The sequence below is a fragment of the Desulfonatronospira thiodismutans ASO3-1 genome, assembly GCF_000174435.1.
GTDB classification, from domain to species: domain Bacteria; phylum Desulfobacterota; class Desulfovibrionia; order Desulfovibrionales; family Desulfonatronovibrionaceae; genus Desulfonatronospira; species Desulfonatronospira thiodismutans.
In genome coordinates this window covers 1-12,990 of sequence record NZ_ACJN02000004.1, presented here as the reverse complement: position 1 = coordinate 12,990, position 12,990 = coordinate 1, and the positions used below count along the sequence as shown (strand labels likewise).

General features: G+C 49.9%; 12 protein-coding genes. 2 read left to right on the top strand and 10 right to left on the bottom strand.

Annotated features, from left to right (window positions below; translation table 11 throughout):
• Positions 1 to 234 precede the first annotated feature (234 nt).
• From DTHIO_RS17205 to DTHIO_RS20120, 8 genes are all read right to left on the bottom strand, one after another.
• Positions 235 to 1,317, bottom strand: coding sequence for a phosphonoacetaldehyde reductase (locus DTHIO_RS17205; RefSeq protein WP_008871526.1), 1,083 nt, complete (start codon positions 1,315 to 1,317; stop codon positions 235 to 237).
• Positions 1,310 to 2,428 (bottom strand): phosphonopyruvate decarboxylase, encoded by a 1,119-nt coding sequence (aepY, locus tag DTHIO_RS17200; RefSeq protein ID WP_008871525.1) that lies wholly within the window; start codon positions 2,426 to 2,428, stop codon positions 1,310 to 1,312. The genes DTHIO_RS17205 and aepY overlap by 8 nt, the downstream gene beginning before the upstream one ends.
• A 232-nt stretch (positions 2,429 to 2,660) precedes the next feature.
• Positions 2,661 to 3,080: a four helix bundle protein gene (locus DTHIO_RS17195; RefSeq protein WP_008871524.1), complete on the bottom strand. Its 420-nt coding sequence runs from the start codon at positions 3,078 to 3,080 to the stop codon at positions 2,661 to 2,663.
• Positions 3,081 to 3,252: 172 nt separating this feature from the next.
• The gene (gene aepX / locus DTHIO_RS17190) at positions 3,253 to 4,554 is read right to left on the bottom strand and encodes a phosphoenolpyruvate mutase (RefSeq protein WP_008871523.1); all 1,302 of its coding nucleotides are present in this window, start codon (positions 4,552 to 4,554) and stop codon (positions 3,253 to 3,255) included.
• 10 nt (positions 4,555 to 4,564) lie between these two features.
• Positions 4,565 to 7,147: an SEC-C metal-binding domain-containing protein gene (locus DTHIO_RS23090; protein WP_008871522.1), complete on the bottom strand. Its 2,583-nt coding sequence runs from the start codon at positions 7,145 to 7,147 to the stop codon at positions 4,565 to 4,567.
• A 227-nt stretch (positions 7,148 to 7,374) separates the two neighbouring features.
• Positions 7,375 to 7,995 carry a nucleotidyl transferase AbiEii/AbiGii toxin family protein gene (locus tag DTHIO_RS17180; protein ID WP_008871521.1) on the bottom strand — a complete coding sequence of 207 codons (621 nt, stop codon included), beginning with the start codon at positions 7,993 to 7,995 and terminating at the stop codon, positions 7,375 to 7,377.
• On the bottom strand, positions 7,988 to 8,293 hold the full coding sequence (locus DTHIO_RS17175) for a hypothetical protein (RefSeq protein ID WP_008871520.1): 306 nt from the start codon (positions 8,291 to 8,293) through the stop codon (positions 7,988 to 7,990). The genes DTHIO_RS17180 and DTHIO_RS17175 overlap by 8 nt, the downstream gene beginning before the upstream one ends.
• Positions 8,294 to 8,540: 247 nt before the next feature.
• Entirely contained in the window at positions 8,541 to 9,113 is a 573-nt protein-coding gene (locus tag DTHIO_RS20120; RefSeq protein ID WP_008871519.1) for a coiled-coil domain-containing protein, read from the bottom strand.
• 490 nt (positions 9,114 to 9,603) lie between these two features.
• Between DTHIO_RS20120 and DTHIO_RS17160 the strand changes: the two genes are divergently transcribed.
• Together DTHIO_RS17160 and DTHIO_RS17155 are read left to right on the top strand one after the other, a co-directional pair.
• On the top strand, positions 9,604 to 9,939 hold the full coding sequence (locus tag DTHIO_RS17160) for a hypothetical protein (RefSeq protein ID WP_244156403.1): 336 nt from the start codon (positions 9,604 to 9,606) through the stop codon (positions 9,937 to 9,939).
• Positions 9,926 to 10,303 (top strand): toxin-antitoxin system TumE family protein, encoded by a 378-nt coding sequence (locus tag DTHIO_RS17155; RefSeq protein ID WP_008871517.1) that lies wholly within the window; start codon positions 9,926 to 9,928, stop codon positions 10,301 to 10,303. The genes DTHIO_RS17160 and DTHIO_RS17155 overlap by 14 nt, the downstream gene beginning before the upstream one ends.
• A 683-nt stretch (positions 10,304 to 10,986) precedes the next feature.
• Here the strand turns inward: DTHIO_RS17155 and DTHIO_RS17150 are convergent.
• Positions 10,987 to 11,475 carry a DUF1640 domain-containing protein gene (locus DTHIO_RS17150; protein WP_008871516.1) on the bottom strand — a complete coding sequence of 163 codons (489 nt, stop codon included), beginning with the start codon at positions 11,473 to 11,475 and terminating at the stop codon, positions 10,987 to 10,989.
• Between the two features lie 560 nt (positions 11,476 to 12,035).
• Complete coding sequence (locus DTHIO_RS20115; protein WP_008871515.1) at positions 12,036 to 12,542, bottom strand: coiled-coil domain-containing protein; 507 nt, start codon at positions 12,540 to 12,542, stop codon at positions 12,036 to 12,038.
• Positions 12,543 to 12,990 lie beyond the last annotated feature (448 nt).

The following is a 12,990-nucleotide window of genomic DNA, read 5'->3' as shown; positions in this document are numbered from 1 at the left end:
CAATTCAGGCTGGCTGTTCAGGATATTAAGCCGTAATAATATGTTTTTGTCAAGGAGGGGAAGAAGGCATGGGGCATGGGGCTTGGATTTAAGAATTGGGGGATTGGGGGATTCAGGGATTGGGGAATTGAGGGATTAAGGGATTTGGGGGGATTTAAGGCATGGGGCATAGGGCATAGAGCATAGGGTATGGGGCATGAAGCTTTTGAGGGCACAATTAGGGGGAGGATGCGTCTAAGGCCGGATAATTTGTTCCAGGGGGGTGGGGTGGAAGATGTAGTTGTCGGCTCTGTCTTTGGAGAGCATGTGGTCCTGAAGGGAGAGGATCTGTTCCTGGGTGGCGTATTTTTCAATATGGCTGTCCAGGTCCAGGCCGGACAGAAATGCCTGGAGGTCTTGCAGGAGCTCTTTTTTCCAGGGGGTGTCAGCCAGGGATTCCAGGTGCCTGTCCAGGAGCCTGGGCAGGGTGAAGCTGCAGGCCAGGCCGTGGGGGACCTGGTAATAGCTGGTGAGGGGGTAGGAGATGGAATGGGCTATGGCGGTTTTGGTCCGGCTGATGGCCAGACCGGCCAGAAGGCTTGCATGCTGCATGTTTTGCCGGGACGCTAGATTGCCCGGGTCATCCAGGACGTCTGGCAGGTTTTCCAGGGCCAGAGACAGGGCCTGCCAGGCATAGGCAGTGCTTATGGCAGTGGCGTTTTTGTTCCACAGGGACTCCAGGGCGTGGGACACGGCGTCCAGGCCTGGATAAAGGGTCTGCTTATGAGGCAGGCTAAGGGTCAGCTCCGGATCCAGCAGGGCCAGCTCCGGGTAGGCCAGCTCACTGGAAATGGAGTGTTTTTTGTTGTTTAACCTGTCCCAGACCGTGGCAAAAGGGGTGACCTCGGCACCGGTTCCGGCGGTAGCCGGCAGGGCTATTACCTCCAGGCTGGTGTTCCAGGAGTATTCCTCCCCCTGGCGCAGGACAGCATGCAGAGGGTTGTCCAGGCTGCAGGGCAGGGTCAGGGAGAGAACCTTGGCGGTGTCCAGGACGCTTCCCCCGCCCAGGGCCAGGATGCCCCGGGGCATGTTTTGGCGGTAGTGCCTGGTCAACTGGTCCAGGTGGTCCAGGTCCGGGTTGGGCTCTACCTGGTCATGCACCTGCAGGGTATGGGGGGAAACCAGGGCTTTTAACCTGTCGGTTGTTCCCCGGCGGGTAAACCCCGGGGAGGTGAGCAGAAGCCAGGGATTGCCCTTTAAATGGGAGGCAACTTTCTGGATGCAGCCAGGCCCGGATATAATGCGCACCGGGTGGTAGTGGGTCCAGGTGTCAGGCATGGGCTTTTTCCATGAAGGCCTGTTTGTTTTGTATGGGCGTGGAGGTGGGACGGCCAAGGTCCGCCCTGGATCCGGGCTGGATTTTTATCTCCAGCAGGGCTGGTCCCTGTTTATCAAGCAGGTTTTCCCAGGCCTGCCTGATGCCTGCTTCGTCCCGGGCCTGGTGAAAAAAGCTGTATCCGCAGCCCAGGGCAATGGAGCGCAGATCCATGTTGCCGGCAACAGTGGGCTGACCGCCCACGGACTCATGGGCCTGATTGTTCAGGATGACGTGGATCAGCCCCTGGGGTTTTTGACTGCCTGTGATGGCCATGGTCCCCATGTGCATGAGCATGGCCCCGTCACCGTCAAGGCAGATGACCTTTTTGCCGGGATTGCCCAAAGCCGTGCCCAGGGCAATGGATGAGGCATGCCCCATGGAGCCAACAGTGAGAAAGTCCTGCTGGGGGTGTCCCAGGCTGGTCCTTATTTCAAACACTTCCCTGGAGGTCTTGCCGGTGGTGGAAATGACCAGGCTGTCTCCGGCCAGGCCCAGGAGTGCTCGCAGGGCCTGTTCGCGTTTGAGGCCCTGGGTGGGGGCATTTTTTGCCGCCTTGGTGCAGGCCTGGAAGGTGTTTTTCCGGACCAGGAGGGCTGCCGGGGCGCTGGTGCTTTCAAGGACAGAGAATAAATCGTCCAGCACCGGCTCCGGATCGGTGGCTGCATCCAGTACGCGGTAAGGTATCTCCAGGAGGTCAAGCTGGGCCGGGGTGATACGGCCCATTTTGACGTGCTGGGGCTCGTCCTTTACTCCAGGCTCCCCGCGCCAGCCGATGATCAGGAGCATAGGGATGGAATAGACCTGGGGGTCGGTAAGAGAGGTCAGGGGATTGACGCAATTGCCCAGCCCGGAATTCTGCATGTATACTGCTGCCATTTTGCCGGTGGACATGTAGTAACCGGCGGCCAGGGCTACGGCGTTGCCTTCGTTGGCGGTGAGTATGTGGTTGCCGGTGCTGCAGTGATGGTCCACAAATGCGCAGAGGTGCTTGAGCAGGGAATCCGGGACCCCGGTGAAGAGGCCGATGCCGCGTTCCTGAATGGCTTTGTAGAATGCTTCTGGATTTATCATTTTTTTGTTTATTGTTAATTGTTATTTGTTATTTGTTATTTGTTATTTGTTAATTGTTAATTGGTTTTATGTGAGATGCGTCATTATACTGGCTGGACAGTCAAAAGTTCTATCTTAACACGCTGGAATTGTTATTTTTTTAAATACCCAGCTGTCAAATTTTATTTGAGAGATAACCGCTTGAAATCACAAGTCTTTTTTCTTTAACTATTAACAATTAACTGATAACTTTTTAACTCCCATGATACTGGGCAAAGTCTTCTTTTGTTGTAGATGCATTTGATTTTCCGGCTTTCTGGAGATAATTCATATAGCCGTTAATGAGTTTTACGGCAGTGTAGACAAGTTCACGACCCTGATGTAGAATATCATCAGAGATAAATCCTTCATCATGGGCCGTTATGAGATGGTCCAAGGTTTCCCAACAAGATCCACGGGAATTACTGCAGTATTTGGCGTTGTCCATGTAGTGGAAACGGCCATAGCCTTCGGCTATATTTGCTGTAGTTGACCTGGAGGACCTTGAGAGTTGGTCACCTAAGCGATAGAGTTCATATCTTGGCAATGATGGTTTAACCTGCTTTGATACAAAGATGCGCAAGGCTCGACAGGCTTTCCATGCGTTTAAATCTTCAAAGGTTTGGATTTTCATGATGTTAATTGTTATTTGTTAATTGGTTAATTGAATTGATAGTCATTGTTCTAAATTCCAAATGTCCAGATGCATTAAGGATATATCTCCATGAAATCACGATTCTTTTTCTGAAACTATTAACAATTAACAATTAACTATTAACTATCCGTATTAACAATTAACAGATCTCCTACTTTCCTCCGGGGATGAGTTCCAGGATTTCTTTTATGGGCATCATCTGGTTGTCTGCTTCTGCTGAGCGCTGGTTTTCGAGAATCAATTTCGCGGTCTGGACCATGGCCGGATAGGCGCTGCGCAGGAGCTGATTGCCGTAGATGACCATGTCCACTCCATGGTCCATAAGTTCCTGTTCGGTTACGGTGTTGAAGCTGGAGGGCACCACCACCAGGGGTTTTCTATTGGGCATTTTGTTGTACTCCCGGCAGAAGGAAAAGACTTCATCCGGAGTTTTGCGGCGACTGTGGATCATGATGCCGTCGACTCCGGCATCCATGTAGGCCCTGGCCCTGGTCAGAGCATCCTCCTGGCCTTTGTCCAGGATAAGGCTTTCGATGCGGGCAATGACCATAAAGTCGTCAGTGGCCCTGGCATTTCTGCCCATCTGGATTTTGTGACAGAACTCGTCTATGTCTTCCTGGGTCTGGACAACTTCTGTGCCGAAGAGGGAGTTTTTCTTGAGGCCGTTTTTGTCCTCGATGATGGCTGCCGAGATCCCCAGGCGCTCCAGGGTCTTGACGGTAAAGACGAAGTGTTCCGGCTTGCCCCCGGTGTCTGCGTCATAGACGATGGGCTTGGTGGTCACCTCCAGGACCTCGTTCAGGGTACCCATGCGGGAGGTGACGTCCACGGCCTCGATGTCCGGCTTGCCCTTGGAGGTGGAGTCGGTGAGGCTGCTGCCCCACATGGCATCGAATTCCCTGATGCCCCGGCCGCCGTTTAAATGTACGTGCTCCACAATAAGACCGGTAAGTCCGCTGTGTACTTCCATTACCCGGACTATGGGCTTGGCATTGATGAGCCGGCGCAGGGTGCGCAGGCGCACCTGGGGGGTGGTGCCTATTTCCTTTAAGGTGGTGCGCAGCTGTGTGGAGGATATGCCCTGGGTATAGGGAACCTCGATGAGCTGTCCTCCCCACCTGGCCAGTTTGTCTATGACTCTCTGCCTGGTTTCTTTCTGCACCCCTTCGCGCCAGTCATCGCCGTGGACCACAAAGTCCGGCCTGAGTTTTTCCAGGTTGGGCACGTAGTCCAGGGTGTACTGGGGGACAACGCGGCTTACGCCCTTGATATTCTCCACTACTTCCCGGCGCTGCTCAAAAGTCATATGCGGCAGTCGTTTGTAGCCGGCAATGGCCTCGTCAGTGAGCAGGCCAATGATTACCTCACCCAGCTCAGATGCTTTTTTGATGATATTCAAATGTCCAGGGTGCACAAGATCCGCGCTCATGCCTACATAGACCTGTTTTTTCATGAAAAACTCCTCATGTTGTATTTGACTGTTGTTCCCAAAGGTATTGCGGCAGCTTTTGCTGTATCTGTAGAATTTCTTCCTGGTTTTCGTATCTTTTATAGTTGTCTATGTTTTTTATGGATTCCCAGGGTTTGAAATGCGTGTGTCTGTCCTGACGGGCCGGATCAAGTTTCAGCTTGCGGGCGAGGTCCTGGCGATAGTCTTCAGAGCTGACAAAATCTTCGAACTGAACAGTCCAGACATTATCCCTGTTGTTTTTTAAGTTTTCAATGATGTTGCCGGTATACTCGCGGAAATGTCGATAGGATTCTGCATAGGCAACAGGTCCATTCTTGTAGATCCTGGGGCCGAACTTCCAGTCTTCTTTGACTCTGGCTACATAATTGCTTCTGGGGTCTCTGTAGGTACACAGCACCTGCATATTATCAATGTATTCTATATTATGAATTGTAGATATGTGCAAAGAATTGTCCATGAGAACGTATTCTGTATGCTCATCAGCATAAGATTCACAAATTTTATTTATAAGTAAATTTGCAGCCTGCTTGAATACTTTGTACTTTATTTTATTTCCATCATGAATATGTTTCATAAGTCTCATAAAATGTAATGCACCCTCTGCATATGATATAAAATCCAGCATATGGCGAGACTTTACCTTGCTTCTTTCAAGGCCGTATCTTTGTTTAAAACTTTTGGAAGAACTATATCCAAAGAGAGTGAATCCAAAAAAAAGTACTAAAAATTTAAAAAACTCTCCATGTGATCCTTGAAATGAGCGAAGATTCATCAAACTGATGGTCCCCTCTATGTGTGATATTTCACCAGCATCCACGAAGGTTATGTTTGGAAATTCCTTGAAGTAAGCAGTAAGGGCTCCTGATCCTGACCATCCCATTCCGGCAGGGTTTAATATTTTGTAACCTGACTGTTCCAGTGCAGGTATATTATCATTTTTTTGTTTTTTGGGTCTTTTATTTCTAAGGGAAGCCAGTTCATTAAAGGCCTGTAACCAGAGTTTTTGAGCCTCATGATTCTGGACAGTTTTTTCAAGAATTTTGTTAAAGATTGTTCTGGCCTGCTTTACATATCCCCTGATCAGGTTGTTAAAAGCTTCAGAGGCTTTGAGGTCGAGTTCTTCCTGCTGGTCATACACCACTGTTTTGTAAGCTTTAATCAGGTCCTTGTCGTCTTCTTCAAAAAGTTCAAGCTTGTCTGGGTGGTAGGCGGGACGCTCATGGTGGTCGTTTTGAATGTTGTCCATAAGGCCGTTTATATCCGGAGACGAGCTTCTGGTTGTGTTTGGTGAAGCTGCTAACAGATTGTTTTGCCGTAGTATTTGAGCCCTTTCTTTGCTGCATGCGAAAAGATTGCCCTGGAGAGCAGAGTTGGACTCCTGATATGGTGCCAGAGCATTCAGGCCGGGGATGAGTTTGTAGATATCCAGATTCAGGTCTTTGAAAGTCTTTATAAGTTCGTTGCTGGCCGGAAACATTACCAGGGGGGAGCCTTGACAAAGCTGTTGCATGTCCTGGTCTGAAGATCCCAGGCGGATAAAGTCCAGGGCAGTATGGTCAGGTTCTGTGGTTATTATTTCCTGCAGGCGGTTTTCCTGCAGGCTTTCAAAAAAGAGAGGGTCCGGGTTCAGGGCGATGACTTTGCCGTGGCCTTGCATTTTAGCGGCTATGCTCAGGGCATAAACCCCGTATCCGGTATCGCAGTCCATGGCGGTCATGCCGGTCTGGATAAGGGCGCGGACAAATTCAATCTCCGGTTCATACCAGTCCTCCTGCTCCAAGAGGACATAAGTGTTCATGTTGCTTATGTCTGCCGGGGCAACCACCTTGATGCCGCCCTTGATATTGATGCTCCAGGTAGCTGTGGGCTCCTGGGGCGATGCCTGGGGCGCAGTGAAATCAGATGCAACAGGGCTTTGGGGCTCTGGATGGTGTGATTGATCCTGAGTAAGGGCTTGAGTATCCAGTGCTTCGCAGCATTTTTTATATTTTTTGCCGGAACCGCAGGGGCATTTGGCGTTGCGGCCAATTTTCTGGGTCTGGGGTTTAGGCTGGGAAGGCGTCTCAGGCTCTGCGGGGACTGAAGGGGGTTGCTGCTCCTGTGTATCTGAAATTGATTGAGAGGGCTCTCTGGCATTCTCCAGGGCGGATCTGAGCCAGCCGGCCAAAGTGTCCTGTACGGGCCGGTGGTCAAAGTCGCCTGATGGAGGAAGAAATGGGCGGTCCAGGGGGATATTGTCATTCTGGGCCAGGTTTTTCAGGAGCAGGTCTGCAATGTATGCGGCCTGGTCGGTCTGACCCAGGGCGCTTAGCACCCGGATCAGGGCCAGGTCGGTGGTTATGTGCTCATCACCGCTGTTTTTAAGGGCAGCCAGGTTTTTGCGGCTTTGCTGCAGCAGTTCTTGGCGCCTGGAATCGGAGGTGCCCTGGTCCATGGCCAGTATGTAGTCGTTTAAGGCCTGTTCGTAGTCAGGGTCGAACATGGTCGCCTGCCACTGCATGTACAGGTCCCGGGCGTAGGGCAGGGTGGCGGTGTAGGCTTGCCAGGTGGTCCTTGGGTGCTGGTAGGTGGTCATGGTTTTGCCTCTTTTGTGGTCTTGTGTCATTTATTTGGCGTTTTGACAAGAAAATTTTGCTTGTTTTGTATTTTTTTGTTGGTGTTTTGCAAGGGGTGTGCCGGGTTTCAGATTGAGGGATTTAGGTGTAGGAATTATGGAATTTAGGAATTGGGGGATTTAGGGATTGGGGGAGGGAGAAATGATGAATGCGGAATGATGAAAAGTAAAGACGGGATGCGCAGGGATTAGCCTGAGGTGGCCAAAGTAGTCAGGAAGCTCTGAATATCACTGTCACTCGGTCCTGTCCCTGTATAGGCAACCGCTTCAGACATGTCCACGTCGTCAAAGTAGCAGAGCTGCTCACGGAAAAGCCGCTCATTGAAGGCCCCCTGAAATAATTTTCGACAGTTGGCAACAAGTTCGGGCCAAGTGACATGGCCTTGAAAGAGAAAATACAAGTCAATGTAGTCCTTCCATTTTCCACGCCGTCCAAGGGCGTAAGCTTTCATGGAGGCCAGATCCAGAAGAGAAGGCATAGCCATATCAGTCCGGGGCCAGGTGACCGTCGCAGGGACATGAAAAGGAAAGGAGAAAAAAGTGAGCTTCACGCCTTTAACCACAACGGTCAACTCGTCAATGGAGGAAGCAATGGTATGTTCAATTACTACATTTGCGGCCTTCAAGTGCCGAATGATTCGGTCGGCTTTGATTTCAGTGAACGAGGCAAGGTCGAAATCCAGGGATTGGCGGTGACCCAGTTGCAGAGCAATGGCTGTGCCGCCGCAAAAGATGAAATCCGGGCTGAACTTTTTCAGGACGGATTCGGCCACCTTTTTCTGATTTATGGTCAAAATTTCTTCATGCATGACGTTCAAAATATATTTGGAACAGATTCCGGGTCTGGGCACGGTAGTTATTCCGCTGTCGATTAACTTGTCTCAGGAAAATTTCCCGCACCTGGTCCAGGCCCAACTCGTCAAGGGCTTCCAGAAAATCGGGCCAGTCCCCACGGGCAAGGATACCCTCTACGACGCTATCCAGGGATAAACCGGTGAGGTCGTCCGTATCCCACCAGAGCCAGGGGCGTGGAGCAACCAGGCGCTTGTACTGGGAAAGGGTGATTGAATCTGTGCTGTGGTCAAGATTGGAGTTTGATGGTGTCATAACTGCTCTTCGCCATGTTATTTAGCTGCTTGATCAATTTATCATCACAAGTAATAAAATAATCGACATTGGCATATTCAGCGCATGCAATATGCAGGTAATCCATGCCCATAATTCCATTTTTTTCAATAGTTATCCCTACAGCGAAAATTATAAATATAATGTCGTATCTCAATTGGGGACAGGCACTTTTGCCGGTTATGGATTTGGTCAAAATTCTTGAGTAACCCCAAACTTTGGACCGGCATCAGGCAGCCCTGGTTTCCAGCCTGCCCACGCGCTCCACAAGATCCTGGACAACCACCTTGTCTCTCAGGGCCTTGTTCAGGTCTCCTCTTGCCTCAGCCACTTCCCTGGCCAGATTGTCGATGCGTGCATTGGTATAATCGATTCTTTCTGTGTTTTTCTGGATTTCAGCCTTTAGCTCTGCCCTGGTATTGTCAATGCGATTGTTGGTATCGTCAATGCGCTTGTTGGTATCGTCAATGCGTTTGTTGGTTTCATCGATTCTCTCGGTGTTTTTCTGGATCTCTGCCTTTAGTTCAGCTCTGGTTTCATCGATACGTGAGCTCAGCTCAGCTCTGGTTTCATCGATACGTGAGCTCAGCTCAGCTCTGGTTTCATCGATGCGTGAGCTCAGCTCAGCTCTGGTTTCATCGATACGCCTGCCCTGATCCACCAGGTGGGCGTTTATATCGTCCAGCCTCTTGTTGGTCAGGTCCAGAGTAGTTTTTATATTTTTGTAGTCCTCCCTGATGCTGTTCAGCTCAGGGAGCATCCATTCCTTCATGGCTGAGAGCATTGCTTCCTTGGCGTCCATGAGATCCTCCTGCTGGTTTGTTTAAGAATATTAAGCCGCAATAGATTGCTTTTGTCAAGAAGGGGATATAGGGATTTAGGATTGGGGATTCAAGGCATGGGGCCCCAGTGAAACTCCTGCCCCCAGTAAACCCCTGCTTTCAGCAGTAAATTCGGCTTAAAGCGTATTTGGTTTATCCCGCTTTCCAGCGGGATAAATGCGACAGGGAGCCCTTTGGGCTCCCGGTGAAATCCGCTGACGCTCGTACTGCTGTACATTTCACAGGATAAATGTTTCACGGGGCAGGCATGGAGCAGAGGGCATGGGGAAGAGTTTTTTGGCACCCTGGTAAAATCCAGTGAAATCTTCGCCGCTGACCCAGCACTCACTTTTCCATTTGATTGCTTGTGATTAAACCGAAATTATTAAAGTGAGTGCTGGGTCAACGGCGCTTATGGCTTGACCGGTAGGTCCGAGATTGACTCAGACATAAGTGAACGGCTATATTCGAATGCAGAAAAGAATAAGTTATAAAGGGAGGGATTCTTTGATGAGTGAGTTGAGACTTAAAGCAGAGTACCCGGAAAAAGCCAGTGAAATTTTATTTGATGCCCTGACCCTGGAAAAATCGAGGTTGCAGTACAGCCTTGAATTGAGCCGGAAACGTTTGGCAGAATTTGAGAAAAAATACAACGTGTCATCTTTGGATTTTTGGGAAAAATGGTCTGCTGAAGACCTTGAAGGACAGGACATGGAGTATGTGAAGTGGGCAGGAGAATACAGGCTGTCCTCTTCTTTGTTGCAACGAATTGATATCTTGGATGGAATAACGCATGCAAATACATGATTATTTGCATGAGGTTCGCAGCGCCATTGAGCGAATGGACCTTTATGGCTTCGCTGATGTTATTGATATCCAGGAGGAATTGAGAGCAGGAAAGCAGGCTGTTATTCAGGCCAGCGTTGTCTTGGTGGACGGCAGTTCTTTACATGTCAGGGAATACATTGATGCTGCATATGGCATCAAAAAAGTGAGCTATGGATATCATTACCAGGACAGGCATGGGAAATTAGTTTTTCGGTATGATAACGCCCGGCACAAACTTGCCTTGCAATCCAAAGAACATAAGCATCTGAGTGACAATTCAATAGTTGAGGCTGCAGCTCCTTCAATTTCCGAGCTTGTGGAAGAGGTCGTTAGTTTTTTGTAGGTTATATTACTTTTATGTGGCGGTTTCAAAACCGTTTGTGTGCAAAGCACCTGCCTGCCCGGTATAATTCCGAAGGACAGCAAAGCGCATTTTAGTCGGGTGTACGCCTTAAGGCTTCCCGTGCCGGAGAAGATTTTTTGGCACTGGCAACTTTGTTGCACATCCCAGTGAAACCAGCTACGCTGACCCAGCACTCACTTTTTCATTTGTTTGCTTGTGATGAAACCGAAATTATTAAAGTGAGTGCTGGGTGTTTCACGGGACAGGCGGGCGGCTTTGCCGCTCACGGTTGAAGATGGGTGCCTGTCCTGGAGGGTGTTGTTGCCTGACAGGGTGCCTGGGTTCTTTATTCTAAACCGTGTGTGCGGAGCACCTGCCTGCCCGGTATAATTCCGAAGGACAGCGAAAGCGTATTATACCCGGGTGTGAAGCCTGTAGGCTTCCCGTGCCGGAGAAGATTTATTTGGCACCCCAGTTGAATGCCCTGCGGGCTAGCTCATTGAGCTATTCAACGGGGCAGGCTGGCAACTTCGTTGCACACCCCGGTGAAACCAGCTACGCTGACCCAGCACTCACTTTTCCATTTGTTTGCTTGTGATGAAACCGAAATTATTAAAGTGAGTGCTGGGTGTTTCACGGGACAGGCGGGCGGACAAAGCCCGCTCACGGTTGGGGTTGGTTTTTTACATTAGTCCCACCCCGAAGATCACGGCTATGATGGCCACAAGCTGGGCAAATAGAAGACCGGTGGTCCAGCGGAGGATTTTCTGGTTGCCGGCGGCGATTTCTTTGCTGGTTTCTGCACGCAGCCTCTCGATATCCTTTGACAGGTCTGCACGTACCTGAGCGATTTCCCGGATCAATTCTGTGCGGACCTCTTCTATACGCAGGTTGGTCTTCTCTATTTCCTTTAACAGGTCTGCACGTACCTGCTCAATCTCTCTGGTAAGATCTGAGCGGACTTCTTCTATGCGCAGGCGTAACTGCTCGATTTCTTTCTGCAGGCGCAGTTCGGACTCGCGCACCCCGCTGGCGGTGGCCAGGTCCTTTAGCTCCGGGTAACGGTCTTCCAGGCGTTCGAAGGCCCCGGCAATAATCCGTGCCCTGGCCCGTTCGTCTTCCGCTGCCAGGAGACTGTCGTACAGGTCTATAACCGATGCCGGCTGGGTCATGCCCGATCTCCTTCTGGGTTAAATTCATGCTGACTGTTCAGGATATTAAGCAGTAATAATATGTTTTTGTCAAGGAGGGGATTGGGGGAGGAAGAAATGATGAATGATGAATGCGGAATGGTGAAAGGTGAAGAAGTAGAGAAAGGCTTGGGAATTGAGGAAGGAATTGGGGATTCAAGGCATAGGGCATAGAGCATGGGGAAGAAGGCATATGGCATGGGGAAGAAGGTATGGGGGAACAGGACGAATCTCTGGAATTGTCGCTTAAGCTGCAGGCAGGGTATGTATTCGAATAGCCTTTTCAGTGATAGTGACCATTGCTCCTTGCTGGAGGTCCTGGGTAATCCTGGGCCATACGTTTTGTAACAATCCTGCTAGCTATTTTTAAATTCATTATTTTTTAGCTGTTTGATCAATTTATCATCACAAGTAATAAAATAATCGACATTGGCATATTCAGCGCATGCAATATGCAGGGAATCCATGCCCATAATTCCATTTTTTTCAATAGTTATGGATTTGGTCAAAATTCTTGAGTCACCCCAAACTTTGGACCGGCATCAGGCAGCCCTGGTTTCCAGCCTGCCCACGCGCTCCACAAGATCCTGGACAACCACCTTGTCGCTCAGGGCCTTGTTCAGGTCTCCTCTTGCCTCAGCCACTTCCCTGGCCAGATTGTCGATGCGTGCATTGGTATAATCGATTCTTTCTGTGTTTTTCTGGATTTCAGCCTTTAGCTCTGCCCTGGTATCGTCAATGCGATTGTTGGTATCGTCAATGCGTTTGTTGGTTTCGTCAATGCGCTTATTGGTTTCATCGATTCTCTCGGTGTTTTTCTGGATCTCTGCCTTTAGTTCTGCTCTGGTTTCATCGATGCGTGAGCTCAGTTCAGCTCTGGTTTCATCGATACGCCTGCCCTGATCCACCAGGTGGGCGATCATATCATCCAGCCTCTTGTTGGTTATGTCCAGAGTAGTTTTTATATTTTTGTAGTCCTCCCTGATGCTGTTCAGCTCAGGGAGCATCCATTCCTTCATGGCTGAGAGCATTGCTTCCTTGGCGTCCATGAGATCCTCCTGCTGGTTTGTTTAAGAATATTAAGCCGCAATAGATTGCTTTTGTCAAGAAGGGGATATAGGGATTTAGGATTGGGGATTCAAGGCATGGGGCCCCAGTGAAACTCCTGCCCCCAGTAAACCCCTGCTTTCAGCAGTAAATTCGGCTTAAAGCGTATTTGGTTTATCCCGCTTTCCAGCGGGATAAATGCGACAGGGAGCCCTTTGGGCTCCCGGTGAAATCCGCTGACGCTCGTACTGCTGTACATTTCACAGGATAAATGTTTCACGGGGCAGGCATGGAGCAGAGGGCATGGGGAAGAGTTTTTTGGCACCCTGGTAAAATCCAGTGAAATCTTCGCCGCTGACCCAGCACTCACTTTTCCATTTGATTGCTTGTGATTAAACCGAAATTATTAAAGTGAGTGCTGGGTCAACGGCGCTTATGGCTTGACCGGTA